This window comes from Frigoribacterium sp. CFBP 13605, from assembly GCF_014839405.1.
Taxonomy (GTDB): domain Bacteria; phylum Actinomycetota; class Actinomycetes; order Actinomycetales; family Microbacteriaceae; genus Frigoribacterium.
In genome coordinates, this window is the sequence record NZ_JACYNS010000009.1 from 1 (window position 1) to 25,330 (window position 25,330).

Here is a 25,330-nt window from a genome sequence, read left to right on the forward strand (position 1 = left end):
GGGAGGCGGCCGGGCCGGAGGAGGCTCGGCGGTGGGCGCCGGGCGTCGGGCGTCAGGCGTCGGGCGTCGGGCGCCTCAGCGGGAGGCGCCTCAGCGGTAGTCGGCGGGCCAGGCGAAGGCCGGAGGCGCGGTGACGGTGTCGCCGATCGGCGCGAGCACGAGGTCGATGCGTTCGAAGTCCCGCAGCGGGATGCCGGCCGGGTCGGACGTGTAGGGGCTGCCGCCGACGAAGGTGTGCAGTTCGAGCCCGTCGTCGTGCCCGAGCGACCCGACCCCGCGTCCGTCGAGGGCGACGTCCCACTCGCTGAACAGTTGGCCCAGCACGAACGTCTCGCGGGTGGGGGACTCGACGTGCACGATGCCGCTCGTGTCGTGCGTGTGGATCTCGGCGGCGAACTTCGCGTCCGAGTCGTGCCCGATGTCGCCGGGGACGGTCACCGCCTGCCCGTCGACGGTGATCGAGAGGTGCGTGTGCACGTGCATGGCGAGGTCCTGGCCCCAGACGTTCTCGAGACCGGCGGCGGCGGCCCGGGTCTCGAGCCGGTCGGTGGCGGGTCGACCCCACGGAGGCGCGGTGACGGCCCCTCGGACGTTCAGCGGGTTGCCGCTCTGCACCACGGCCACCCCGACCCCGCCCGCCACGAGGACGACGAGGGCGAGCAGCCCCGCGAGCACCTCGCCCGACAGACGCCGACGAGGTCGGCGCGTACGGTCGCTCATCGGGTCGGACCGGCCTCGGCCTCGGAGGTGCTGCGGACGCGGTCCACGAGCTCGCGCCACGGCCCCGTGACCTGCTGCTCGGGCAGTTTGGCCTTGCGGGTGGGCCGGGTCTCGGCCGTGATGACCCAGACGAAGCGATCGGGCTGCACGGCCTGCGCGGCGGCCGGGGCCTGCGACCAGGGCACCTGGTCGATGAGGACGAGCCACGACTCGGTGTCGGGCTCGGAGTCGACGTCGACCGTCCAACTGCGGGTGAGACCGGCGAAGCCACCGGAGCGCGACACGGTGACCTTCATGGGCGCGATGCTACCCCGGCCGTGTCCGGGGCAGCAGGGTCTCGTGCCGGTCGGCGTCAGCTGGCCGGGGTGACCCCGACGCCCGCCCACCCGGCCGACGTCGCGCGGGTCTCGTCGGAGTCCGCTCCGTACCGTGTGGTCGCCGCCTCGACGGTGGCCGCCGCGAACTCCGCGAAGGTCGCCTCGGTCGACAGCGTGCCGCCGGTGAGCGTGTCGTACCAGATCTGCCCGGCCCGCAACCAGGCCTCGCCGCCGAGCGCCTCGGCGACGAGGTAGAAGGCCCGGTTGGGGATGCCCGAGTTGAGGTGCACCCCGCCGTTGTCGTCGGTGGTCTCGACGTAGTCGTCCAGGTGGGCGGGTTGGGGGTCCTTCCCGAGGACGTCGTCGTCGTACGCGGTGCCCGGGGCCTTCATCGACCGCAGCGCCCGCCCCTGCACCTCGGCGGTGAAGAGCCCTTCGCCGATGAGCCACGTCGCGTCGTCGGCGGTCTGCCCGAACAGGTGCTGCTCGACGAGCGCCCCGAACACGTCGCTGACCGACTCGTTGAGCGCACCCGACTGCCCCTGGTAGGTGAGGTTCGCGGTGTACTGCGTGACGCCGTGGGTGAGCTCGTGCCCGATGACGCTGACCGAGGCCGTGAAGCGCCCGAAGACTTCGCCGTCGCCGTCGCCGAACACCATCCGCTCGCCGTTCCAGAAGGCGTTGTCGTAGTCCTGGCCGTAGTGGACGGTCGCGTCGAGCGGCAGCCCGGCGCCGTCGATCGACGAGCGCCCGTAGACCTCGTGGAACAGCGCGTAGGTCGCGCCGAGAGCGTCGTACGCCTCGGTGGCGGCGACGTCGTCGGTGGCGGGTTCACCCTCGCCGCGGACGCGGACGCCCGGCAGCTCTTCGGTGCCCTGCGCGTCGAACACCGTGCGCTCGAGCACGGACTCTGCGCCGAGCGCCCCCCGGACGACCGGGGGAGTCGCGTTGCGGTCGACGGCCTCCATCGCGAGCAGGCCGTTGCGCGCCGCCCGAGGTGCCCGGTGCAGGCGGGGCGAATCGGCTTCGGCGAGGTGGGCGAGCAGGTACGGGGGGACGATGAACCGCGACATGCGTGCACTCTCGCACGCGCCTCCGACATCGGGCCCGACTGTTCACACGATCGTGACGTACCGGTCGGTCGCGCGTCGCGGGGACGGACGCAGCAGGCCTCGAGGGGCGGGGAGCGCCGTCCGCCCGACTACCGTTGAGGGCATGACCGTCACCGATGCCTCCTCGTTCGTCGACAGCAAGATCGCCGTCGTCCCCGACTTCCCGAAGCCCGGCATCCTCTTCCGCGACGTCACCCCGCTCTTCTCCGACGCCGACGCCTTCGCCACCGTGACCACGGCGCTCTCCGAGCCGTTCGACGGCGGGTTCGTCGCCGTCGCCGGCATCGAGGCGCGCGGCTTCGCGCTCGCCGGGGCCATCGCGATCGAGCAGGGCGTCGGCGTCCTCACGGTGCGCAAGGCGGGCAAGCTGCCCGGCGAGGTCCTCAGCGAGAGCTACGCCCTCGAGTACGGCGAGGCCACGCTCGAACTGCGTCCGAACCAGATCCCGGCGGGGTCGAGCGTCCTGATCGTCGACGACGTGCTGGCGACCGGCGGCACGGTCGAGGCGACCGTCACCCTGCTCGAACGAGCGGGTTACGTCGTGGCCGGCGTCGCCGTGCTGCTCGAGCTCGACGGTCTCGGTGGCCGGGCCCGCCTCGAGGGCCACGTCCCCGTGCACGCCCTGTCGTCCGCCCCCGCCTGACCTCTCGCGTCGGCCGCCGGGCGCCGGTGGCCGTCCGACCTCAGGCGAACGACCGAGCGGCCTCGAGCGCCCCGGGGAAGAGCAACCCCGCCCCGCCCAGCAGGCAGCCCAGGGCGACGAGCACGAAGAACCCGACCCAGACGACGCCCGGCACCCGGGTCAGCCCGGCGAGCTGGTCGGCGTCCGAGGCGGTCGAGCGTGAGCGCCGCCGGCTGCGCTGCAGCTCGAGCGACGCCCGCAGCGCGCCGAAGCCGAGGACCGACGTCACGACGAGTCCGAACACCGCCTGCCAGGTCGGGGACGCGAAGAACGTCACGGCGACGACGAGGGCGGCGCCCAGCAGCACCACCCAGAGCCCGAACCAGTTGCGGATCTGCACGAGCATCAGCGCGAGCAGCAGCAGCAGGGCCCAGAGCAGCCCGGCGGCGTAGCCGGCCGACAGCAGCCACGCGGCGCCCAGGGCGGCGATCGCGGGTGCGGTGTAGCCGGCGAGCAACGTGACGACCATGCCCGCCCCGGTCCGCGGCCCCTTCGACACGGTCAGGCCCGAGGTGTCCGAGTGCAGTCGGATGCCCGTCAGCCGACGACCGGTCAGCACCGCGGCGAGGCCGTGCCCGCCCTCGTGCACGACGGTGACGGCGTGCCGCACCGTGTGCCAGGTGCCCGGCAGCAGCACGAGCAGCAGGCCGGCGGCGACGCTGCCGAGCAGCCACGAGCCGGGCAGGGGGGCGGCGAGCTGGCTGATCCGAGCCCAGAGGTCGGTGAGTGCGTCCACCCGACGAGCCTAGGAGGCGCGGTGCGCGGGGTCGCGCACCGCGCCTCCTCGGCCCTGCCGCGGTCGCCCCCGGGGCGGGTCGTCCTCCAGGCTGATCTTCGGCCGTTCCGGGCGTCCTCCCACCGACCGGTGCCGCACCATGGACGGATGCGTCGCGCCGTCCTCCTCCTGCTCACCCTCGTCTACCTCGCCGGGGTCGCCTGGATGACCCTGCGACCGAGCGTCTACGACGCGGACACCGGGGCGTTGCTCTGGCGGGCGCTCGACGTCTTCGCCCGGCACGACGAGACCTCGTGGATCACCTTCGCCCGGGTCGAGGCCGCGGCGAACGTGGCGATGTTCGTCCCGATGGGCATGTTCCCGGCGCTCCTGCTGCCGAAGCGCTTCTGGTGGGTCGGCATCGTGGTCGGGTTCGCCGCGACGGTGGGCATCGAGACCGTCCAGGCGACGTACCTGTCGGCCACGCGCTTCTCCGACCCTCAGGACCTCGTCATGAACACCCTCGGGGCCGCGATCGGCGCGGCGTTCGTCGGACTCGTCCTGCCCCGGCGGCGTCGGGGTCGGGGACGGGGCCGATCGCGACAGGGGTCGGCGGCGCCCGTCTGGTAGGCTCCTCAGGTTGCCGTCTGAACGGCCGCGGAGAAAGAGAGCTCGCACATCCGGTGACGAGCACCGCGCAACGAACTGAAAGGGGATCCCTCCATGGCACTCGCACCTGACGTCAAGACCCGGATCATCGAAGAATACGCGACCCACCCCGGCGACACCGGATCCCCCGAGGTCCAGGTCGCCGTGATGACGCAGCGCATCCTCGACCTGACCGAGCACCTCAAAGAGCACAAGCACGACCACCACTCGCGTCGTGGCCTGTTGCTGCTCGTCGGCCAGCGCCGTCGCCTCCTGGGCTACCTGTCCAAGGTCGACATCGAGCGCTACCGCACGCTCATCGGTCGTCTCGGCCTGCGCCGCTAGTTCTCGCGCTCCGGACGTCTCGACGACGGCCCCCTCGGCACCCAGCTCCGGCTGCACGCCGAGGGGGCCGTTCTCTCGTTCCGGGGGAGGGGCGGTGCCCGTGCCCGAGGGCTGGGGCGGCGCTCAGTACCAGTTGTTCGCGACCGAGTGCGCCCACGCGGCGCACATCGTGCCGTAGCGGCCCTGGATGTACCCGATGCCCCAATCCACCTGGGTGCGGTAGTTCGTCTGCCAGTCCAGTCCACTCGAGGCCATCTTGTTGCCGGGCAGGGCCTGGGGGATGCCGTAGGCACCGCCCGACGGGTTGGTCGCGTTGGTGCGCCAGCCCGATTCTTTGTTCCAGAGCTGGACGAGGCAGGTGTACTCGGCCCCGGACCCGACCTTCGTGGCCGCGTAGGCCTTGGCGCCCGCCGGGTCGTTCACCGCTCCGGTCGGGGGAGGCGTCGCTCCGCCGGGACGTTCCGTGCCGGGGACGGTCGCCCCGCCCCCGGACGATCCACCACCCCCGGACGATCCGCCACCTCCGGACGATCCGCCACCTCCGGACGATCCGCCACGCGACGGCGCCTTCGCGGCGGCGGCGGCGGCCTGGGCCTTCGCCGCGGCCTCCTGCGCCGCGTACGCTTGCTGCGCAGCGATCCCGGCCCGGTACTGCTGTTCGAGCTCCGCCGTCGAGTCCTTCAGGGCGGCGAGCTGGGCGTAGAGGTCGGTCGACCTCTGGGTGGCGCTGGCCACCTCGGCGTCCGCGGTCGCCTGCGCCGCGGCGGCCTGGTCGGCCGCGGCCTGGGCGTCGCGCGCGAGCGAGTCGCGCCGGTCGGCCGCGGTCGTCGCCTGCTCGCTGAGGGACGACACCGTGTTGCTCGCGGTCGTGGCGTCGGCGAGCACCGTCTGCCACCGGTCGCCGAGCTGCGTGAGCGAGCCCAACTGGTACAGCGCGGCCCCGGGGTCGGGCGACGTGAAGAGGTCGGTGCCCAGGGTCTGCGTGCCGCCGGTGCGGAACAGGCTGCCGGCGAGCTGGCCGGCCTCCCGCTCCGCCGTGTCGGCGGTGGCCCGCGCACGCTCGGCGTCGGCCGAGAGCTCGTCCGCTCGCTGCGACGCCGCCGCGAGGTCGGACTGCGCCGCCGCGTCGGCCTGGTCGGCGAGGACCGCCTCGTCGCTGCGGTCGGACGCGGCCTTCTCGAGGCTGTCGAGCGACGCGTCGATCAGGTCGACCTGCGCCTGGGTCGCCGCGGCGTTCCCCTTCGCGGCCTCGACCTGGGCCCAGGTCGGGTACCCCGCGGCGGACGCGGCGGACGGCGCCACGAGCGTCGTCAACACGAGAGCCAAGGAGGCGCCGGTCGCCACCGCGAGGCGGCTCGCGCGACGATCCCGGCCGGACCTGTCGTGAGCACGCATGGAGACGACCCTAACGCCGTCCCCCCGGAACCGCGCCTCCCCGTCCGGGCGACACCCGCGTCGCGGACCCCGGCCGGACGGGTCCGAGTGCTAGGATCGCGCTCGGAGCAGGCCGGTACGGCTGCTGGTCACCGGTGGTGACAGGCGGAATGCCCCGACCGACGCCGAGCGTCCGGGTCGGGTGCGGGGTCCGACCGTTTCTACTGTTGGCCAGACGTGCCACCGCCTCCGTCGCGTTGTTGCACGTGCATGTCGCCATGCCGTCCACGCCGCCCGCTCCGGTACACATCGATGCCCACACGGGGCCTCGATGCAAAACAAAGAGGAGTAGCCCCCACATGGAGGGTCCAGAGATCAAGTTCGGCGAAGCCGTCCTCGACAACGGCAAGTTCGGCAAGCGCACCATCCGATTCGAGACCGGTCGTCTCGCCCAGCAGGCTCAGGGAGCCGTCGCTGCCTACCTCGACGAAGACACCATGCTTCTGTCGGCCACGAGCGCCAGCAAGAAGCCGAAGGACAACTTCGACTTCTTCCCGCTCACCATCGACGTCGAAGAGCGTTCGTACGCCGCGGGCAAGATCCCCGGCTCGTTCTTCCGCCGCGAGGGTCGCCCCTCGACCGAGGCCATCCTGGTCTGCCGCCTCATCGACCGGCCGCTGCGTCCCTCGTTCGTCGAGGGTCTGCGCAACGAGGTCCAGGTCGTCATCACGGTGCTGAGCATCGCTCCCGACGAGTTCTACGACGCCCTCGCGATCAACGCGGCCAGCGCCTCCACCCAGATCTCGGGTCTGCCGTTCTCCGGCCCCATCGCCGGTGTGCGTCTCGCCCTGATCGGTGACCAGTGGGTCGCCTTCCCCAAGGCCAGCCAGCTCGCGGACGCCGTCTTCGACCTGACCGTCGCGGGCCGTGTCGTCACCGACGCCGCCGGCAACGAGGACGTCGCGATCATGATGGTCGAGGCCGAGGCCACCGAGCACGCCTGGGGTCTCATCCAGGGCGGCGCCACGAAGCCCGACGAGGCGATCGTGGCCCAGGGCCTCGAGGCCGCCAAGCCCTTCCTCAAGCAGCTCGTCGACGCCCAGGCGACGATGGCCGCCCAGGCCGCGAAGGAGATCGCCGACTACCCGGTGTTCCTCCCCTACACCGACGAGGTGCTCGAGGCCGTCACGGCCGCCGCCGGCACCGAGCTCGCCGAGGTCTACAAGATCGCCGGCAAGATCGAGCGCCAGGACGCCGACGACGCCCTCAAGTCGCGTGTCAAGGACGCGATCGCCGCCAAGGTCGACGCGGGCGAGCTGCCCGACACGGCCCTCGGCCAGGTCGGTGCCGCCTACAAGTCGGCCACGAAGAAGGTCGTCCGCGACCGCATCCTCACCGAGCAGATCCGCATGGACGGCCGCGGCCTCGCCGACATCCGTCCGCTCGACGCCGAGGTGCAGGTCATCCCGCGCGTCCACGGCTCCGCCATCTTCCAGCGCGGCGAGACCCAGATCATGGGCGTCACCACGCTGAACATGCTCAAGATGGAGCAGCAGATCGACTCGCTGAGCCCGGTCACCAAGAAGCGCTACCTGCACCACTACAACTTCCCGCCCTACTCGACCGGTGAGACCGGCCGCGTCGGGTCGCCGAAGCGTCGCGAGATCGGGCACGGCTTCCTCGCCGAGCGCGCCCTCGTGCCGGTGCTGCCCAGCCGCGAAGAGTTCCCCTACGCGATCCGTCAGGTGTCCGAGGCCCTCGGCTCCAACGGTTCGACGTCGATGGGTTCGGTCTGCGCGTCGACCCTGTCGCTGCTCAACGCCGGTGTGCCCCTCAAGGCCCCGGTCGCCGGCATCGCCATGGGACTCGTCTCCGACACCGTCGACGGTCAGACCCGCTACGCGGCCCTGACCGACATCCTCGGTGCCGAAGACGCTCTGGGCGACATGGACTTCAAGGTCGCCGGCACGAGCGAGTTCGTCACGGCGATCCAGCTCGACACCAAGCTCGACGGTCTGCCGACCGCCGTGCTCGACGCCGCCCTCAAGCAGGCGAAGGAGGCGCGCACCGCCATCCTCGGCGTGCTCAACTCGGCGATCGACGCCCCCGACGAGATGGCCCCGACCGCGCCCCGCGTGATCTCGGTCCAGATCCCGCAGGACAAGATCGGCGAGCTGATCGGCCCCAAGGGCAAGACGATCAACGCCATCCAGGACGAGACCGGCGCCGACATCAGCATCGAAGAAGACGGAACCGTCTACATCGGTGCCGTCGACGGCCCCTCGGCCGAGGCCGCCCGCGCCCAGGTCAACGCGATCGCCAACCCGACCAACCCCGAGATCGGCGAGCAGTTCCTCGGCACGGTCGTCAAGATCGCGTCCTTCGGTGCGTTCGTCTCGCTCCTCCCCGGCAAGGACGGCCTGCTGCACATCAGCGAGGTCCGCAAGCTCGCCGGCGGCAAGCGCGTCGAGAACGTCGAGGACGTCCTCGGCGTCGGCCAGAAGATCCTCGTCGAGATCACGAAGATCGACGACCGCGGCAAGCTCTCGCTCGCCCCGGTCGTGGCGGAAGAAGCCGACACCGACTCGAGCGGAGCGACCGAGCAGTCGACCGACGAGTCCGTCGACGCGTAGTCACCGCCCCACGAAGGGCCCGCCCCGACCTCGGTCGGGGCGGGCCCTTCGCCGTCCCGGCGGGGCTCCCTGGTCGCTGCCGGAGCAGGAGGCGCGTCCCCCGGATCGGGGCGGCGACACGGCGTAACGATTGGGTGCGGCGGCGGCGGAAACCGGGCGCGTGGCCGTATTCTTGATCGTGGAGGGCGAACCATACCCCATGCGATTGCACAGAGTCGCATCGGGAGTTCGCGACGAGGAAGGAACGGCGTGACCGAGACGACGGCCGAGCTCGCCCGTTCTGCCACGTCCGACTTCGCCGCCGCGGCCGCCATCGCGGCCGCCGCCGCCCGGGCCTCCGCCGCCCAGCCCACCGTTCCCGTCGATCTCGGCATCATCCAGCCGCGCCGCCGTCTGGGCCTCTCCGACCTCAAGGTCTTCCCCCTGGCCCTCGGCGGCAACGTGTTCGGGTGGACGGCCGACCAGGCCGAGACGACCTCCGTGCTCGACGCCTACTTCGATCTCGGCGGCAACTTCGTCGACACGGCCGACTCCTACGCCGGGGGTCGCAGCGAGATCATGATCGGATCGTGGATGCGCTCCCGTCGATCACGCGACGACATGGTCGTGTCCACCAAGGTGGGCAAGAGCGCCGACAACCCCGGTCTGACCCCCCGCGCGATCGAGCGGGCCGTCGACGCGTCCCTCGAGCGGCTCGGAACCGACCGCATCGACCTGCTCTACTTGCACGTGGACGACACCGAGGTGGCGTTCGAGCGCACCCTGCTGGCCGTCGACCACCTCATCCGGGTGGGCAAGGTCCGATGGTTCGGCGGTTCCCACCACTCGGGCAACCGCCTCTACGAGGCCCGCATCGCGGCGGGGATGCTCGGAATCGCCCCGATGGTGGCCCTGCAGAACCAGTACAACCTCCTCGACCGGTCCGAGTACGAGAAGGGCCTGGCGCACGTCGCCGCGCAGCAGCGACTCGCCGTCATGCCGCGCTTCGCCCTCGCCAGTGGGTTCCTCACGGGCAAGTACCGTTCGCGCTCCGACTTCGCCCACAGCCCCCGTCGCCGGGCGCTCGCGAAGTACTTGTCCAAGAGGGGCCTCAAGGTCGTGCACGAGCTGGACCGCATCGCGTCCGTCCACGAGGTCTCGAGTGCTGCGATCGCGCTGGCCTGGTTGCTCGCCAAGCCGAACGTCGTGGCACCGGTGGCCAGCGCGACGAACGCCAAGCAGGTCTACGAACTCGCCCAGGCCGCGCGGGTGCAGCTCACACGCAACCAGGTCCTCGACCTCGACCGCGCCTCGGCCTGATCGCCAGGCGACGTGGTCGGCCCGTACCTGGGGGTACCCGACGACGATGTCCGCGGGGACGGCGCCACGGTGACGCGTTGCGGGGGACAGCGCCCATGGTGACGTCGATGTGCTGCGTCGTCCGCCGGTGACCTAGGCGGCGACGAGGAGCCGCTCCGCCGTGCGGCGCAGGGAGGCCGCCGCGGCGATGGCGTCGCCGGCGTAGGCGCCCACCTGGGCGCCGTCGAGGGCGAGGACGAGATCGTCCGCTGCGTCGCCCGGCAGGGGGTGGCCCGCGACCTTGAAGAGGGAGACCATCTCGGCCGTCAGCCACTCGCGGTGCTCGGCGATGGCGAGACGGACGGGGTGGGTCGGATCGCTGAACTCGGACGCCGCGTTGGCGAAGGCCGAGCCTCGGAACGACACGGTCTGGAGTCGGGCGCCGACCGCCTCGAGGTACGCCTCGAGGGTCGCGCGGCCCCCGTCGTGGGCCTCGACCAGGGCGGACAGCTCGGCCGCCTCGAGGTCGTGACGACCGGCGAGGTACTCGAGCACGAGGGTGTCCTTCGCGCCGAAGTGCTTGTAGAACGTCGCCTTGGTCACCGACGACTCGGCGATGAGGCGGTCGACGCCGACGACGCGGACGCCCTCGTCGTAGAACAGGCGATCGGCGGTCGTCAGGACGCGGGATCGGGCACCGGGGACGGGGGAGTCGGCGCGAGGGCGACCAGGGAGACGCTGGACGGCCGGTTGGGGGGAATCGACCGTCACAGCGTGGCTCCTTGGGACGTCTCGGCTAGAAGCCGCGTGGGGGACGCGCGCTCCGGACCTTCTGACGACGTCCGACCAGCCGCCGACGACGACCATCAGGGGGGATGGGGTCGTCGTCGGTGGTCTGACTCTAACACCGATGAGGACAAACAGAGTTGTCTGTTTGTCCTCAGAATCGTCCCCCAGTTCGGGTGCCAGCCGTCCCGTGGGGCTCACGGACTACCGCAGGGGAGGTCGCCTAGGCTCGACATGATGAACGGCCCTGTCTCCTTCCCGCTCGACGAGGTCGAGATCTCCTTCCGCGCCACGGGCGACGCGCTGGTGAGGCGCACCGTGTTGCCCTCGGGCGTCCGGGTGCTCAGCGAGCGCATGCCCGGGGCGCGCAGCACGACCATCGGCCTCTGGGTCGCGGTCGGGTCCCGTGACGAGTCGGACGCCGAACGGGGGTCGACCCACTTCCTCGAGCACCTCCTCTTCAAGGGCACCCCGACCCGTTCCGCCCTCGACATCGCGGTGTCGTTCGAGTCGGTGGGTGGCGAGCACAACGCCGCGACGGCCAAGGAGTACACCTGCTACTACGCCCGGGTGCGCGACGTCGACCTCGACGACGCGATCGACGTGCTCACCGACATGGTGACCTCGTCGACCCTCGACCCGGCCGAATTCGAGACCGAACGTGGGGTGATCCTCGAAGAACTCGCCATGGCGGAGGACGATCCCGCCGACATGGCCGGTGAGCGGCTCTTCGAGTCGGTCTTCGGCGACCACCCGCTCGGTCGTCCCATCGGGGGTTCGCCCGAGAGCATCCGTGCTGCGGCCCGCGACGACGTGGATCGGCACTACCGCGCGAACTACCGTCCGCAGGATCTCGTCGTGTCCATCGCCGGGGCGGTCGACCACGACCGAGCACTCGAACGGTTGACGGCGGCGCTCGACCGGGCCGGGTGGCCCACCGAGGCGGCGTCGCCCGTGCCCCGTCGCGACGACGCGCCCGTCGGGCTCGTCGCGGGCGAACCGCTCCAGGTGATCCGGCGTCCCCTCGAGCAGGCCACCGTCCTGCTGGGGCTGCCGGGCATCTCCGTCGGGGACGACCGTCGACCCGCCCTGGCCGTGCTGAACTCGGTGCTCGGCGGGGGCATGTCGTCTCGACTGTTCCAAGAGATCCGTGAGCGCCGTGGACTCGCCTACTCGGTCTACTCGTTCGCCCCGAGCTACTCCGACGCCGGTCTCTTCGGGCTCTATGCCGGGTGCACGCCCGCCAACGCCGGTGAGGTCGCCCGGCTCATGCTCGGCGAGCTCGAAGGCCTCGCCACCGACGGCATCACCGACGACGAGCGCCGACGAGCCCTCGGCCAACTCGGAGGGGCGGCGGCCCTCGCCCTCGAGGACAGCGACACCCGGATGAACCGCCTTGGTCGAGCCGAGATCTCGACCGGTGAGTTCGTCGACCTCGACACGTCCCTCGCCCGGGTCGAGGCCGTGACGTCCGACGACGTCCGGACGTTGGCGGACCGCCTCCTCTCCGGCCCCTTGTCGACCGTGCTGGTGGGCGAGGTCGACGAGACGTCCTTCCCGATCCCGATGACGACGTCGGGAGCGACCCCTCGATGAACCAGGAGACGACGGTGTCCCATTACCTCTACCTCGTCCGGCACGGCGAACAGCAGGACGCCGAGCACGGACTGCCCGACGGTCCACTGAGCGAACGGGGCAAACGCCAGGTGCGCCTCCTCGCCGAGCGCCTCGGGGGAGTCCCCTTCGACGCAGCGTGGCACTCCCCGCTCGAGCGTGCCGAAGAGACGGCCGCGATCATGACCGAGCGCATGCCGGCACTCGAGTCACAGCCGTCGACCCTCCTCTTCGACTGCGTGCCGTCCGGTCCGACGGCCGACATGCCGTCGTCCTACAAGCCGTTCTTCGGCGGGGTCACGGACGAGCAGATCGAGGCCGGGCAGGCCCAGATGTCCGACGCGGTCGCCGAGTGGCTCACCCCGGCCCGAGAGGACCGCCACGATCTCCTCATCACGCACAACTTCGTGATCGGGTGGTTCGTCCGCGAGGTGTTCGGAGCACCCGACTGGCGGTGGATGGGCGTCAACCAGGCCAACGCCGGGTTGACGATCATCCGGGTGCGATCGGCGAAGCCGCCGGAGCTCGTGACGCACAACGACCTCGGGCACCTGCCCGTCGAGCTGCGCACCGGCCTTCCGGTCGAACAGCCCTTCTGACCTCTTCGTCCGCCGGTGCCACCCCCCTCAGGCGGTCCCGCGCGGGTCCTCTGCCCGGACGGCCTTGCCGTACCACGTCGTGGCGTTCGGGTTCGCGTTGTAGGGCTCGATCGTCGCGTATCCCGCGCTGCGGTAGAGCCCTCCGGCAGCCGCCAGGCTGTCGTTCGTGTCGAGCACGATCTCGTCGGCCCCGAATGCGGCCGCCCGACGTTCGAGTTCGTCCAGCAAGGCCCGACCGAGACCCAGTCCCCGGCCCGCGGGACGCACGTAGAGGTGCTTGACCTCGTACCGCACGGCCCCCGAGGCCGAGGGGGCGATGAGTCGGATGCCGCCGCACGCGATCGGCTCGGAGGCCCGACCCGCGTCCGGGTCGGCCGCTTCTCCCTCGACGACGACGAACACGCCGCCCGGCGGCACGAAGGCCGTGGCGTCGGGCAGGGTCGTCGTGTACGTGCCCTGTGCCGAGGGGAAGGTGCTCTCGCGCTCGGTGAAGTACTCGGTCAGGAGGGCGGCGGCATCGGGGGAGGAGACGCTCGTCTCGCGGAACCTGGGCATGCCGTCCATGCTAGGTCGCGGCGCGGCCCGGTCCGTCGTGGTGCCCCCGGTAAGTTGGACGGCATGACTTCGCGCATCGCCGTGGTGGGAGCCACCGGCACCCTCGGTTCGTTCATCGTCGACCTCGTCGAGCGCACCCCGGGGCTCGAGCTCCACGCCGGTCTCTCGTCCCGCGACGATCTCGACGACGTCCTCGGGGCCGACCTCGTCGTCGACGTCACGCACCCTGCCGTCAGTCCGGGGATCGTCGAGCACGTCGTCCGCGCGGGCATCCCGGTGCTCGTCGGAACCTCGGGCTACAACGCCGAACGCCTGGCCCGTCTCTCGACGGTCGTCTCCGACGCGGACGGCCCCGGCGTCCTGGTGGTGCCGAACTTCTCGATCGGTTCGGTGCTCGCGACGCGGTTCGCCACCCTCGCGGCGCGCTTCTACGAATCCGTCGAGATCGTCGAGGCGCACCATCAGGGCAAGGTCGACTCGCCGTCGGGCACGGCCGTGCGCACGGCGGAACTCATCGCCGAGGCTCGTCGGGACCTCGGCCCGGTGTCGGCGCCGCACGCGGACCAACGGGCCAGGGGTCAGCAGGTGGCGAGTGTGCCGGTGCACAGCATGCGCCTGCGCGGCGTCGTCGCGAGGCAGGAGGTCGTCTTCGGCGGTGACGGCGAGACCCTCACTCTCACGCACGACACGCTCTCGCAGCGCGCGTACGAGAAGGGGCTCCTCGTCGCCATCGAGGCCACCCCGGGCGTGACCGGGGTCGTCGTGGGGCTCGACGCCGTCCTGCCCCTCGAATCGTGAAGGGGCGTGCGGCCGCGCTCCTGATGGCGCTGCTCCTGCTCCTCTACGTCGTGCTGGTCGGTCAGCGGGCCGTCCTCTTCCTGTCGACGGGCGAACCGGTCGCCATCGCGCTCGGCGTCGCCCTGCTCGTCCTCCCCCTCCTGGGATTGTTCGCCTTGGTGGTCGAACTGCGCTTCGGTCTGCGCACACAGCAGATCGTCGGGCAACTCGCGGCCGAGGGCGGATTGCCGGTCGACGACGTGCCACGGCGTACCTCCGGTCGGTACGAGCGCGAGGCGGCCGACGCGGCGTTCCCCGCCTACAAGACGGCCGTCGAGGCGGCACCCGACGACTGGCGCGCGTGGTTCCGCCTGGGCCTGGCCTACGACGCCTGCGGTGACCGCCGACGAGCTCGTCAGGCCCTGCGCTGGGCCATCAAGCTCCGGCGCGAGACGGCCGGCTGAACCCGCCCGCCCGAGTCGTGCCCGTGCTCAGAGCGCGTCGACGAACGCGGTCAGCGCGTCCTCGACCGTGCGGTGCCTGAAGGTGAAGCCGTCGCGCTCGAGCACCTCGGGCACGACCTGCTGGCTCGGCAGCAGCATCTCCCGCCCGGCCTCCTGCATGGCGGTCGAGATGACGGCCTCGGGAACGCCCAGCAGGTAGGGACGGTGCAGGTCGGCCGCCAGGGTGCGCGTCACGAGATCGCTCGTCGCCGGCGTGGGGCCGACCAGGTTCACGGGTCCCGAGACGGACGACGTGAGGAGGTGCACGATCGCGGCGGCCTCGTCGTGCAGGCTGATCCAGGGCCAGAACTGGTCGCCGGTGCCGAGTCGCGAGCCGAGCCCCAGCTTGGTGAGCGGCAGCAGGGGCTTGAGCGCGCCTCCTCCGGGGCCGATGACGATGCCGGTCCGCAGCATCACGACGCGCGTGGCCTCGGGGGCCTTCCGGGCGGCGGCCTCCCAGGCGACGACGACGTCGCTCAGGAACCCCTCACCCCGGCCGCTCGACTCGATGAGTCGTTCGCCGGGCCGATCGCCGTAGACGCCGACGGCCGAGCCGCTGAGGAACGTCGAGGGCGCCGTGGACGCCGCCGCCATGCCGTCGACGAGCGTCGACGTCGCGGCCAGACGTGACTCGAGGATCTCGCGCTTGTACCCGGCCGTCCAGGGCAGACGACCCAAGGAGGCGCCGGCCAGGTTCACGACGGCGTCCGCGCGGGCGATCAGGTCGTGGTCGACGATGCCGGCGCTGGGCACCCAGGTGTACTCGTCGTCGGCCCGGGGTTCGCGACGCACCAGCGAGAGCGGACGGTGGCCTGCCTCGCGCAGCTGGCGGGTGAGTTCGGTGCCGATCATGCCGCTGGCGCCGGAGATCAGGACGGTGAGTGCGTCGGTCATGGGGACACCGTATTCCGGCCCGCTGGGGGAGCGTCCGCCGGTGGCGCGGGCGCTTCCCGTCGGGAGCGCCCTGCGAGGTAGAGTCGACGCCGTGCCCGAGACCGAAGCCACCCCCGCCGTGCCCTCCGACAAGACCCCCGAGTTCCGTTCCGACGTCACCGTCGAGCTGGTCCGCTCGAGTGCCCACGACTCCGACGTGCTGTTCGCGGCCCGGGTCTCCACCATGGGCGAGCTCACACTCGACGGCGCGCAGGCGTCGGCCGACGGGGCCCAGGCGACCAAGGGTGCCGGCCTGATCAACTACCTGATGCGCGACCGTCACGGCTCGCCGTTCGAGCACAACTCGATGACCTTCTACGTGCAGGCGCCGATCTTCGTCTTCCGCGAGTTCATGCGTCACCGCATGGCCAGCTACAACGAAGAGAGCGGTCGTTACCGCGAGCTGAACCCGGTCTTCTACGTCCCCGCTCCCACGCGCAACCTGCAGCAGGTCGGCAAGCCCGGCGCCTACGACTTCCTGCCCGGCACACCCGAGCAGTCCGCGCTGGTCGACGAGGCCACCCGCGCCGCGTCGGTGCAGGCGTTCGAGGCCTACCAGCGCATGCTGGACGCCGGCATCGCCCGCGAGGTCGCGCGGATCGTGTTGCCGTTGAACATCTACTCGTCGATGTACGTGACCGTGAACGCACGGTCCCTGATGAACTTCCTGAGCCTCCGGACGAAGCGCGAGGGCACCCACTTCCCGTCGTTCCCGCAGCGCGAGATCGAGATGTGCGCCGAGAAGATGGAAGACCTCTGGGCCGAGCTCATGCCGCTCACCTACGCGGCGTTCGGGGCGAACGGGCGCGTCGCCCCCTGACGGCCGTCGTCGCCGACGCGACCGGCGCCTCCTGACCGGGGCGTCGGACGCCTCACGAGGAGGTCGGGCCCGACGCGAGCCAGTACGCTGGAGGGCGTGTCGAACATCAGCAACCCCTTCGGTCAGGTCCTCGTCGCCCTCGTGACGCCGTTCACCGCTGACGGCGAGGTCGATTGGCCTGCTGTCGAGAAGCACATCGACGACTGCATCAGCGCCGGGGCCGACGGCATCGTCGTCACGGGCACGACGGGCGAGACCAGCACGCTGACCGACCCCGAGAAGCTCCGACTCGTCGAGGTGGGCAAGTCGGTCGCCGCAGGCCGGGCCAAGATCATCACGGGTGGCGGGTCGAACGAGACGGCGCACGCCATCCAGCTCTACAAGGCCAGCGAGAAGGCCGGCGCCGACGGCGTCATGATCGTCACGCCTTACTACAACAAACCCACGCAGGCCGGTGTGCTGACGCACTTCCGCATGATCGCCGACGCGACCGACCTGCCGGTCATCCTGTACGACATCCCGGGCCGCACCGGCATCCCGATCAAGTACGAGACCCTGCTCCGGGCCGCCAAGCACCCGAACATCGTCGCCGTGAAGGACGCCAAGGGCGACTTCGCCGAAGTCAGTCGGGTCCTGAACCAGACCGACCTCCTCTACTTCTCGGGCGACGACGCCAACGTGCTGCCGCACCTCGCCATCGGCGCCTCGGGCCTCATCGGCGTCACCGCGAACATCGCCGCGGCGCCGTACCGCACCATCGTCGACGCCGTGAACGCCGGCGACCTGCACACCGCGACCGAGGCGCACCAGATGCTCGAGCCGCTCGTCCGCGCCGTCATGACGCACGTGCCGGGCACCGTCGCGGCGAAGTACATCCTGCACGGCCTCGGGCGCATCTCGAGCCCCCGCGTGCGCCTCCCCCTGGTCGGCCCGGAAGACAGCGAGGCCGCCCTGATCGAGGACGAGCTGTCGCACGTGGGCTCGATCCCCGGCCTCGACCTCAGCCGCTTCCGGCCCGACCGCAACGCGGCGGCCGGCGGTGCGCTGCCCAAGGTGCACGGCACCACGCGCTGACCTCCTGATCCCCGCCGACGACGACGTCGGCCGCAGACCTCCCGCACAGAGGGGCACGAGCCCCACGCCAACCGAAGGAACAGATGCCCACGACAATCCACGCCCCCCGAGAACTCGCCAAGGGCACGCTCCGCGTGATCCCGGTCGGCGGGCTCGGCGAGATCGGCCGCAACATGACGGTCTACGAGATCGACGGCAAGCTGCTCATCGTCGACTGCGGAGTGCTCTTCCCCGAAGAGCACCAGCCCGGCGTCGACCTGATCCTGCCCGACTTCTCGCCCATCCGTGATCGCCTCGACGACATCCTCGCCGTCGTGCTGACGCACGGCCACGAGGACCACATCGGCGCCGTGCCCTACCTCCTGCGTCTCCGCAAGGACATCCCGCTGATCGGTTCGCAGCTGACGCTCGCGCTGATCGAGGCGAAGCTCAAAGAGCACCGCATCACGCCTTACACCCTGGCCGTCAAAGAGGGTGGGCGCGAGTCGCTCGGGCCGTACGACCTCGAGTTCATCGCGGTCAACCACTCGATCCCGGACGCTCTCGCCGTCGCCATCCGCACGTCGGCCGGCACCGTGCTGCACACCGGCGACTTCAAGATGGACCAACTGCCGCTCGACGACCGCATCACCGACCTCCGGGCGTTCGCCCGCCTCGGTGAAGAGGGCGTGGACCTCTTCCTGCCCGACTCGACGAACGCCGACGTGCCCGGGTTCACCGCGCTCGAGCGGGACATCGGGCCCGTGCTCGACGACGTGATCCGCCGGGCTCCGCGTCGCGTGGTCGTCGCGAGCTTCTCCAGCCACGTGCACCGCGTCCAGCAGGTGCTCGACGCGGCTCACGCCAACGGTCGCCGCGTGGCCTTCATGGGCCGCTCGATGGTCCGCAACATGGGCATCGCGGCCGACCTGGGGTACCTCAAGGTGCCGGACGGCGTCCTGATCGACGCCAAGAAGGCCAAAGACCTTCCCGACGACCGCATCGTCTACATGAGCACCGGGTCACAGGGCGAGCCGATGGCCGTCCTCGCCCGCATGGCGAACCTCGAGCACCAGATCGAGATCGGCGCGGACGACACGATCATCCTCGCGTCGAGCCTGATCCCCGGCAACGAGAACGCGGTCTACCGCGTCATCGACGGCCTCACCAAACTCGGGGCCAAGGTCGTCCACAAGGGCAACGCCAAGGTCCACGTCTCGGGGCACGCCTCCGCCGGTGAGCTGTTGTACTGCTACAACATCCTGCGGCCGAAGAACGTCATGCCCGTCCACGGCGAGCACCGGCACCTGTACGCGAACGCGGCGTTGGCGGTCCGGACCGGCGTGCCGCAGAAGAACACCATCCTCGGCGAGGACGGCATCGTCGTCGACCTGCGCGACGGAGTCGCCGAGGTCGTCGGCCAGCTCGACATCGGTTACGTCTACGTCGACGGCTCGACCGTCGGCGAGATCACCGACGCCGATCTGAAGGACCGCCGCATCCTGAGCGAAGAGGGCTTCATCTCGGTCTTCATCGCGATGGACGCGTCCACGGGCCGTGTCGTGGTCGGACCCGAGATCCAGTCGCGTGGCTTCGCAGAAGACGAGCGGGTCTTCGACGACGTCAAGCCCAAGATCATCGCGGCCCTCACCGAGGCGGCGGAGAACGGCACGCGCGACACGCATGCCTTCAGCCAGGTCGTGCGGCGCACGGTCGGTCGCTGGGTGAACACGCAGCACCGTCGTCGTCCGATGATCGTGCCGGTGGTCATCAGCGCCTGACGCGCAGGCACACGACGACGGCCCACGGGAGACCCCGTGGGCCGTCGTCGTACCCGGGCGCGAGGTCGGCACTCTGATGGTCCTCGAGGAGGGCATCGCGGGCCCGCAGTCATCCTCGGGGGTGAGGCGGCGACACCCCGCGCGTCGATACGGTGACGTCTGACACGTCAGTACATCGACCGGGGGTAGCCGTGCGCATCGCCAAAGTCTGGGTCTTCCCGATCCTGCGCATCCTGATCTTCGTCGCCATCGCGGCGGCACTCGTCAAGCTCGCGTTCTTCGCGGCGCCGGCCGTCGGCGACGACACCGTCGCCGTGCCGACCGGCGAGCTCGTCGAACCCCAGGTCGCCGTGGCCGTCGGCACCATCACGAACGACGTGGTGGTGGACGCGAGCGTCGTCGCCGACCCCGCGACTCCCGTGCCCGCGACGCTGGCGGGCACGGTCACCGGCGTCGACGTCGTCAAGGGACAGGCGGTCGCGGCGGGGGACCGACTCGCGACGCTCCGGTCCGAGACGCCGCAGGAGCCCCTGGTGGCCGCCGACGGCACCGTGACCGAGCGCAAGCCGATCGTCAAGACCGCCGTCATCACGGCACCCGTGGCCGGGACGATCTCGGCCGTCGCGGTGATCAAGGACCAGACGGTCGTCGTGGGTGACGCGGTCGCGCAGGTCGCGCCTCCCACCTTCCACGTGACGGGGTCGCTCGCTGCCGACCAGCTGTACCGTCTCGTCAGCCGCCCGACCGAGGGTTCCGTCGCGATCACCGGGGGACCGGCGCCGTTCCCGTGCACGGCGCTCACCGTCGGGGGGAGCACCCCGTCGTCCGCCGGGCCGGACGACGGCGGGGACGCCGGCGCGCCGACGGGGGACTCGTCGGGCCAGAGCGTGTCCTGCGTCGTGCCGGGCGACGTCACCGTGTTCAGCGGACTCGCCGCCAGGCTGACCATCCCTGCCGGTGTCGCCACCGACGTCCTGACCGTGCCCCTCACGGCCGTGGAGGGCGCGGCGGGCAAGGGCGTCGTCTCGGTCGTCGGAGCGGACGGTTCCACCGAGGAGCGCGACATCACGCTCGGCATCAACGACGGCACGATCGTCGAGGTCACGGGTGGCCTCGCCGAGGGTGACCAGGTGCTCGAGTTCGTCCCGGGTGCCGCCGCCGCACCACAGGGCGACTGCGTCGACCCGGCCACGGGCGCGGACCTCTGCGGCTGATGGCTCTGATCAGGCTCGAGGCGGTCACCAAGACGGTGCCCCTCTCCGACGACCGGACGCTGGACATCCTGACGGGCGTCGACCTCGAGATCGACGCCGGCGAGCACGTGAGCATCGTGGGTCGTTCGGGGTCGGGCAAGTCCACCCTGCTCAACATCCTCGGGCTCATCGACGAGCCCACCACGGGGACGCACTGGTTCGACGACGTCGACGTGCGCTCGATCCGGCGCGGCCGGCGCGACCGGCTGAGGGGTGCCCAGGTCGGGTTCATCTTCCAGCAGTTCAACCTGCTCCAGGGGCGCTCGGCCCTCGAGAACGTCATGACCCCCCTGCTCTACTCGTCGGGTTCCGAGTTCTGGCGTCGCCGGTCCATCGCGGGTGAGATGCTCGAGCGCGTGGGTCTCGGTCACCGGGCCGACTCCATGCCCCATCGCCTGTCGGGTGGCGAACAACAGCGCGTCGCGATCGCCCGCTCGCTCGTGCGGCGGCCGCGCGTCATCCTCGCCGACGAACCCACTGGTGCCCTCGACGTCGAGACGGGTGCCGGGGTGATGACGCTGCTCGACGGCATCGCGACCGAGAACGAGGCCGCCCTGGTCACCATCACCCACGACCTCGCCGTCGCCGCTCGGGCCTCGAGGCACTACCAGCTCGACACCGGTGCCCTCTCGGCGTCGGTCGACGGAGCTCTCGGAACACCGACGCCGACGTCGTCGTCTCCCGCGTCGACGTCGTCCCTGCGGGACGAGGTCGACGCGTGAGGCGTGTGGTGGCCGACGTGGTGGGGGCTTTCGCCGAGGCCTGGGCCGAACTGCGCGTCAACAAGCTCCGCGTGCTGCTCAGCCTGATCGGGGTCGCAGTCGCCGTCGCGGCCCTGACCGGCGTGGTCGCCCTCGGCGGGCTCGCCGAGCAGTCCTCCCGCGAGAACGCGGAGCGGTTCGGTGGCCGTCCCGCGAACTACTACGTCAACGCCTACTCCAACGGTGCCACGTCGCCGAGCACCGAGGCGATCGCGGACGCCTTCGCCACGACGACGGCACGCTACGGAATCGAGCAGACCAGCCGCGTCGTGTACGGCAATCGAGCCGTCCAGCTGCCGGACGGAGTGACCGAGGTCGGGGCCGTCACGGTCGACGTCCCCTACGGCGAGATGCACCGGGTCGTCATGACGGAGGGGTCGTGGTTCACCGACGGGGACGCGTCACGTCTCGCGCCGCCCGTCATCGTCAACGAGGTGCTCTGGCGGCAGCTCGGTTCCCCACCGTTGTCGTCGCATCCGACCCTGCTGGTCCGAGGGGCGGATTCGGCGACGCTCGTCGTCACCGGAGTCTCGGCCGCGACCGAGTACGACGGTCCGCAGATGTACCTTCTGCCGATCACCGACCACGACCTCGCCCTGGCGAGCTACGGCGCCGAGACCCCGCAGTACGAGATGTGGCTGCCGCCCGAGACCAGCGATGCCCTGAGCGCTCAGGTGGCGTCCGACATGGGGGCCAGCCTCGGCGACGACGTGCAGGTCGACGTGTCGCGACAGGACTACGCCGCAGGCGGCGACGCCGACCCCTTCGGTCCCATCAAGCTGATCATCACCGGGGTCGGTGTGCTGGTGTTGTTGCTGGGCGGTCTCGGCCTCGTCAACATCGCGCTCGTGACCGTCCGTCAGCGCATCCGCGAGATCGGCGTGCGCCGGTCCTTCGGGGCCACGGCTCCTCGGGTCTTCTTCTCGGTCATGCTCGAGAGCGTCGTCGGCACGGTCGTCGCGGGAGCCGTCGGCGTGATGGTGGCCGTCCTGGTCGTCGAGAACCCGACGGTCCAGGGCTTCATCGCGCAGGGCGCCGTCAGCGATCTCCCGCCGTTCCCGGTCGAGGCGGCCCTGATCGGTCTGGCGTCGGCCACGGCGATCGGAGCGGTGGCCGGTCTCCTGCCTGCTCTCGTGGCGATCCGCGTCAAGGTGATCGACGCCATCCGCTACTGACACACACCGGAGCACCTCCGGCCGCTGTCGGTGCCGAGAGGTACCTTGGAGCCCATGGCCACGCCCACCAAGTCGACCGCGCGCGCTCGCTCGTCGTCGCGAGCGTCGCAGACCTCCGGCGTCACCAAGGCGACCAAGAAGCTGCCCGCGTCCCGTCAGCCCGACCCGGTCCCCGACGGCCCAGGGCCGTTCGTGGCGGCGTGGATGGGGCTCGCGCACCTGACCGGGGGCGCGTTCCGGCTCCTGGGCAAAGAGTCCCTGGCGAAGGACGAGCGGCGAGACGGCGTGCCGTTCCTGCTCGTGCTGCTGGCGATCGCCGGGGCCGTCGTCGAGTGGCTCAACCCGACCAGCCCCCTCGCGGTCGGCTTCGACGCCTACACGTTCGGCGGGCTCGTGGGGCGCGTGGCCTACGCCCTGCCGGTCATCATGATCCTCTTCGCGGGCTGGCTCTTCCGGCACCCGGCGTCCGTCCACGACAACACCCGCATCGGCATCGGACTGGGCCTGTCCATCGTCTCGATCAGCGCTCTGTGCCACATCTTCGGAGGGCAACCCGAGGCCGCTGCCGGGCTCCGGGCCCTCGCCACCGGTGGCGGCGTGCTGGGTTGGGTCGTGGCGTCCTGGCTCGTCGCTCTCGCCACCGAGTGGGTCGCGGTCCCTCTCGTCGTGATCCTCCTGGCGTTCTCGCTGCTCATCATCACCAAGACGCCGCCGAACCGCATCCACCGCCGTCTGGGCGAGCTCTACTCCTACCTCTTCGGCGAGACGACCTCGGCTGCGGACGGGGCCGACGCCGACCCCGACCTCGTCGACCTGGCAGAGTCCGAGTCGTTGCCCTGGTGGCGGCGGAACAAGGACCAGCGCGAGGAGGACCCCGCATACGACACCCCACTCGTGAAGGCGGACGAGTCGTCCGCCACCGAGCCGTCCGGACGACGTCGACGGAAGAAGCCCGTCTTCGAGCCGAGCGTGGACGACGCGGGCAGCGCCGCCGCGGCGGGTGCGGCAGGCTCCGCCGCGCCGACGACGTCTCCGACCGACGTCTTCTCCGCCGACCTCCTCGGCGACCTCGATCGGGCAGAGGACGCCGTCCGTGCCCAGGGGTTCGACGTCCCGTCCGCTCAGCCCACCGCGTCGACCACGGTGCTCCCGGTCGTCTCGGCCGAGCCCGTCGGCGAGAGCGACGCAGCGGCCGACTTCCTGGCGGTCGACCCCGACGAGGCGGCACCGCCCTCTCTCGACGAGATCGACGACGGTGCCGAGAGCGCCCCGTATCGCCTCCCCGCCGCCTCGAGCCTGTCGGTCGGCGAGCCCGCGAAGGCCCGCAGCGAGGCGAACGACGCGATCGTGGCCGCCATCAGCCAGGTGCTCGACCAGTTCAACGTCGACGCCAAGGTGACCGGCCTCAAGCGCGGTCCGACCGTCACGCGGTACGAGATCGAACTCGGTCCCGGCGTCAAGGTCGAGCGGGTCACCGCCCTGACCAAGAACCTCGCCTACGCGGTGGCCTCCAACGAGGTCCGCATCCTGTCGCCGATCCCCGGCAAGAGTGCGATCGGCGTCGAGATCCCCAACACCGACAAAGAGATCGTCGCGCTCGGCGACGTCCTGCGGTCCTCAACGGCGAGCAAGAGCGTCCACCCGCTCACGATCGGCGTCGGCAAGGACGTCGAGGGCGGCTACGTCGTGGCCAACCTGGCCAAGATGCCGCACCTCCTCGTGGCCGGCGCCACCGGGTCGGGCAAGTCCAGCTTCATCAACTCGATGATCACCTCGTTGTTGATGCGCGCCAAGCCGACCGACGTCCGAATGGTGCTGATCGACCCCAAGCGGGTCGAGCTCTCGATCTACGCTGGCGTGCCGCACCTGATCACGCCCATCATCACGAACCCCAAGAAGGCCGCCGAGGCCTTGCAATGGGTCGTCAAAGAGATGGACATGAGGTACGACGACCTCGCCAGCTTCGGCTTCCGGCACATCGACGACTTCAACCGCGCCGTCGTCGGTGGCGAGATCGTCCTCCCCGTCGGCAGTCAGCGCAAGCTCAAGCCGTACCCCTACCTCCTCGTGGTCGTCGACGAGTTGGCCGACCTCATGATGGTGGCTCCGCGCGACGTCGAGGACAGCATCGTCCGCATCACCCAGCTGGCCCGTGCGTCCGGAATCCACCTCGTTCTCGCGACGCAACGCCCCTCGGTCGACGTCGTGACCGGACTCATCAAGGCGAACGTGCCATCGCGCTTCGCGTTCGCCGTCTCGAGCGTCACCGACTCGCGGGTGATCCTCGACCAGCCCGGGGCCGACAAGCTCATCGGTCAGGGCGACGGGCTGTTCCTCCCCATGGGTGCCTCCAAGGCCATGCGCGTCCAGGGCGCCTGGGTCCAAGAGAACGAGATCGCCCAGGTCGTGGCCCACGTCACCCGCCAGGCGCGACCCGACTACCGCCCCGACGTCGCCGCGGTGGTCGAGAAGCGCGAGATCGACGGTGACATCGGCGACGACCTCGAGTTGCTCCTCGCGGCTGCCGAGCTCGTGGTCAGCACGCAGTTCGGTTCGACGTCGATGCTCCAGCGCAAGCTGCGCGTCGGGTTCGCCAAGGCCGGCCGCTTGATGGATCTCATGGAGTCGCGAGACATCGTCGGTCCGTCCGAAGGGTCGAAGGCTCGCGACGTGCTCGTCACCACCGAGCAGCTCCCCGGTGTGCTCGCGAAGCTGCGCGGGGGCGACGCGGCCTCCGACGCCGGCGCCGGCCGCGCCTCCTCGGGGTCCTCTTCCCCCGCGCGCGCCGACGCCGGTGACTACGACGGCGATCCGGTCGAGGCCATGACCCGTGGGTACGCCGAGGACGACGACGCCGGCAGCGAAGACGCCTGGCACCTGACCGGCAGGGAGTAGA

At 70.9% G+C, this 25,330-nt stretch carries 24 protein-coding genes; 16 read left to right on the plus strand and 8 right to left on the minus strand.

All coding sequences use genetic code 11. The annotated features are described in order from the left end of the window. Positions 1-90 precede the first annotated feature (90 nt). The 3 genes from IFT36_RS04115 to IFT36_RS04125 are packed head-to-tail and all read right to left on the minus strand — an operon-like array spanning position 91 to position 2,110. A complete protein-coding gene (locus IFT36_RS04115; RefSeq protein WP_123571799.1) occupies positions 91-720 on the minus strand; it encodes a hypothetical protein in 630 nt (209 codons plus the stop codon). After that, positions 717-1,016 carry a protealysin inhibitor emfourin gene (locus IFT36_RS04120; protein WP_056048144.1) on the minus strand — a complete coding sequence of 100 codons (300 nt, stop codon included), beginning with the start codon at positions 1,014-1,016 and terminating at the stop codon, positions 717-719. The genes IFT36_RS04115 and IFT36_RS04120 overlap by 4 nt, the downstream gene beginning before the upstream one ends. 56 nt (positions 1,017-1,072) lie before the next feature. Then, a complete protein-coding gene (locus IFT36_RS04125; protein ID WP_200412489.1) occupies positions 1,073-2,110 on the minus strand; it encodes a M4 family metallopeptidase in 1,038 nt (345 codons plus the stop codon). Positions 2,111-2,252: 142 nt separating this feature from the next. Here IFT36_RS04125 and IFT36_RS04130 point away from each other — a divergent pair, with 142 nt between their 5' ends. Continuing rightward, positions 2,253-2,792 (plus strand): adenine phosphoribosyltransferase, encoded by a 540-nt coding sequence (locus IFT36_RS04130; protein WP_054147222.1) that lies wholly within the window; start codon positions 2,253-2,255, stop codon positions 2,790-2,792. 40 nt (positions 2,793-2,832) lie between these two features. On the opposite strand, the gene IFT36_RS04135 is transcribed toward IFT36_RS04130, so the two are convergent. Continuing rightward, positions 2,833-3,567 (minus strand): M50 family metallopeptidase, encoded by a 735-nt coding sequence (locus IFT36_RS04135; protein ID WP_200412490.1) that lies wholly within the window; start codon positions 3,565-3,567, stop codon positions 2,833-2,835. Between the two features lie 147 nt (positions 3,568-3,714). Here IFT36_RS04135 and IFT36_RS04140 point away from each other — a divergent pair, with 147 nt between their 5' ends. Together IFT36_RS04140 and rpsO are read left to right on the plus strand one after the other, a co-directional pair. Continuing rightward, the gene (locus IFT36_RS04140; protein ID WP_056048134.1) at positions 3,715-4,176 is read left to right on the plus strand and encodes a VanZ family protein; all 462 of its coding nucleotides are present in this window, start codon (positions 3,715-3,717) and stop codon (positions 4,174-4,176) included. 93 nt (positions 4,177-4,269) lie between these two features. After that, positions 4,270-4,539 carry a 30S ribosomal protein S15 gene (rpsO, locus tag IFT36_RS04145; RefSeq protein WP_043596660.1) on the plus strand — a complete coding sequence of 90 codons (270 nt, stop codon included), beginning with the start codon at positions 4,270-4,272 and terminating at the stop codon, positions 4,537-4,539. A 123-nt stretch (positions 4,540-4,662) separates the two neighbouring features. On the opposite strand, the gene IFT36_RS04150 is transcribed toward rpsO, so the two are convergent. Continuing rightward, positions 4,663-5,934 (minus strand): coiled-coil domain-containing protein, encoded by a 1,272-nt coding sequence (locus IFT36_RS04150; protein ID WP_200412491.1) that lies wholly within the window; start codon positions 5,932-5,934, stop codon positions 4,663-4,665. Positions 5,935-6,272: 338 nt separating this feature from the next. On the opposite strand from IFT36_RS04150, the gene IFT36_RS04155 reads away from it, so the two are divergent. After that, the gene (locus tag IFT36_RS04155; protein ID WP_056048130.1) at positions 6,273-8,546 is read left to right on the plus strand and encodes a polyribonucleotide nucleotidyltransferase; all 2,274 of its coding nucleotides are present in this window, start codon (positions 6,273-6,275) and stop codon (positions 8,544-8,546) included. Positions 8,547-8,795: 249 nt separating this feature from the next. Continuing rightward, positions 8,796-9,845: an aldo/keto reductase gene (locus IFT36_RS04160; RefSeq protein WP_173152353.1), complete on the plus strand. Its 1,050-nt coding sequence runs from the start codon at positions 8,796-8,798 to the stop codon at positions 9,843-9,845. A gap of 132 nt (positions 9,846-9,977) precedes the next feature. On the opposite strand, the gene IFT36_RS04165 is transcribed toward IFT36_RS04160, so the two are convergent. Next, the gene (locus tag IFT36_RS04165) at positions 9,978-10,595 is read right to left on the minus strand and encodes a TetR/AcrR family transcriptional regulator (protein ID WP_056048127.1); all 618 of its coding nucleotides are present in this window, start codon (positions 10,593-10,595) and stop codon (positions 9,978-9,980) included. Between the two features lie 252 nt (positions 10,596-10,847). Between IFT36_RS04165 and IFT36_RS04170 the strand changes: the two genes are divergently transcribed. Next, positions 10,848-12,206, plus strand: a complete 1,359-nt coding sequence (locus IFT36_RS04170; protein WP_200412511.1) for a M16 family metallopeptidase — start codon at positions 10,848-10,850, stop codon at positions 12,204-12,206. A gap of 14 nt (positions 12,207-12,220) precedes the next feature. Next, positions 12,221-12,823, plus strand: coding sequence for a histidine phosphatase family protein (locus IFT36_RS04175; RefSeq protein WP_056049062.1), 603 nt, complete (start codon positions 12,221-12,223; stop codon positions 12,821-12,823). Positions 12,824-12,850: 27 nt separating this feature from the next. Here the strand turns inward: IFT36_RS04175 and IFT36_RS04180 are convergent, their stop codons facing one another. Beyond that, positions 12,851-13,378 (minus strand): GNAT family N-acetyltransferase, encoded by a 528-nt coding sequence (locus tag IFT36_RS04180; RefSeq protein ID WP_200412492.1) that lies wholly within the window; start codon positions 13,376-13,378, stop codon positions 12,851-12,853. A 63-nt stretch (positions 13,379-13,441) separates the two neighbouring features. Here IFT36_RS04180 and dapB point away from each other — a divergent pair, with 63 nt between their 5' ends. Continuing rightward, entirely contained in the window at positions 13,442-14,176 is a 735-nt protein-coding gene (gene dapB, locus IFT36_RS04185; RefSeq protein WP_056048121.1) for a 4-hydroxy-tetrahydrodipicolinate reductase, read from the plus strand. 23 nt (positions 14,177-14,199) lie between these two features. After that, positions 14,200-14,619, plus strand: a complete 420-nt coding sequence (locus IFT36_RS04190; RefSeq protein ID WP_192123093.1) for a tetratricopeptide repeat protein — start codon at positions 14,200-14,202, stop codon at positions 14,617-14,619. 27 nt (positions 14,620-14,646) lie between these two features. Here the strand turns inward: IFT36_RS04190 and IFT36_RS04195 are convergent, their stop codons facing one another. After that, a complete protein-coding gene (locus IFT36_RS04195; RefSeq protein ID WP_192122629.1) occupies positions 14,647-15,552 on the minus strand; it encodes a TIGR01777 family oxidoreductase in 906 nt (301 codons plus the stop codon). Positions 15,553-15,643: 91 nt separating this feature from the next. Here IFT36_RS04195 and thyX point away from each other — a divergent pair, with 91 nt between their 5' ends. From thyX to IFT36_RS04230, 7 genes are all read left to right on the plus strand, one after another. Then, positions 15,644-16,411 (plus strand): FAD-dependent thymidylate synthase, encoded by a 768-nt coding sequence (gene thyX, locus IFT36_RS04200; RefSeq protein ID WP_277960301.1) that lies wholly within the window; start codon positions 15,644-15,646, stop codon positions 16,409-16,411. 96 nt (positions 16,412-16,507) lie between these two features. Then, positions 16,508-17,485 carry a 4-hydroxy-tetrahydrodipicolinate synthase gene (dapA, locus tag IFT36_RS04205; RefSeq protein WP_173152341.1) on the plus strand — a complete coding sequence of 326 codons (978 nt, stop codon included), beginning with the start codon at positions 16,508-16,510 and terminating at the stop codon, positions 17,483-17,485. An 83-nt stretch (positions 17,486-17,568) separates the two neighbouring features. Next, a complete protein-coding gene (locus tag IFT36_RS04210) occupies positions 17,569-19,245 on the plus strand; it encodes a ribonuclease J (protein WP_043596674.1) in 1,677 nt (558 codons plus the stop codon). A gap of 191 nt (positions 19,246-19,436) precedes the next feature. Next, positions 19,437-20,459, plus strand: a complete 1,023-nt coding sequence (locus IFT36_RS04215; RefSeq protein ID WP_200412493.1) for an efflux RND transporter periplasmic adaptor subunit — start codon at positions 19,437-19,439, stop codon at positions 20,457-20,459. Beyond that, positions 20,459-21,220, plus strand: coding sequence for an ABC transporter ATP-binding protein (locus IFT36_RS04220; RefSeq protein WP_200412494.1), 762 nt, complete (start codon positions 20,459-20,461; stop codon positions 21,218-21,220). The genes IFT36_RS04215 and IFT36_RS04220 overlap by 1 nt, the downstream gene beginning before the upstream one ends. Next, on the plus strand, positions 21,217-22,434 hold the full coding sequence (locus tag IFT36_RS04225) for an ABC transporter permease (protein WP_307785025.1): 1,218 nt from the start codon (positions 21,217-21,219) through the stop codon (positions 22,432-22,434). Before IFT36_RS04220 ends, IFT36_RS04225 begins: the two co-directional genes overlap by 4 nt. A 54-nt stretch (positions 22,435-22,488) precedes the next feature. Continuing rightward, positions 22,489-25,329, plus strand: a complete 2,841-nt coding sequence (locus IFT36_RS04230) for an FtsK/SpoIIIE family DNA translocase (protein ID WP_200412495.1) — start codon at positions 22,489-22,491, stop codon at positions 25,327-25,329. Position 25,330: the final 1 nt, after the last annotated feature.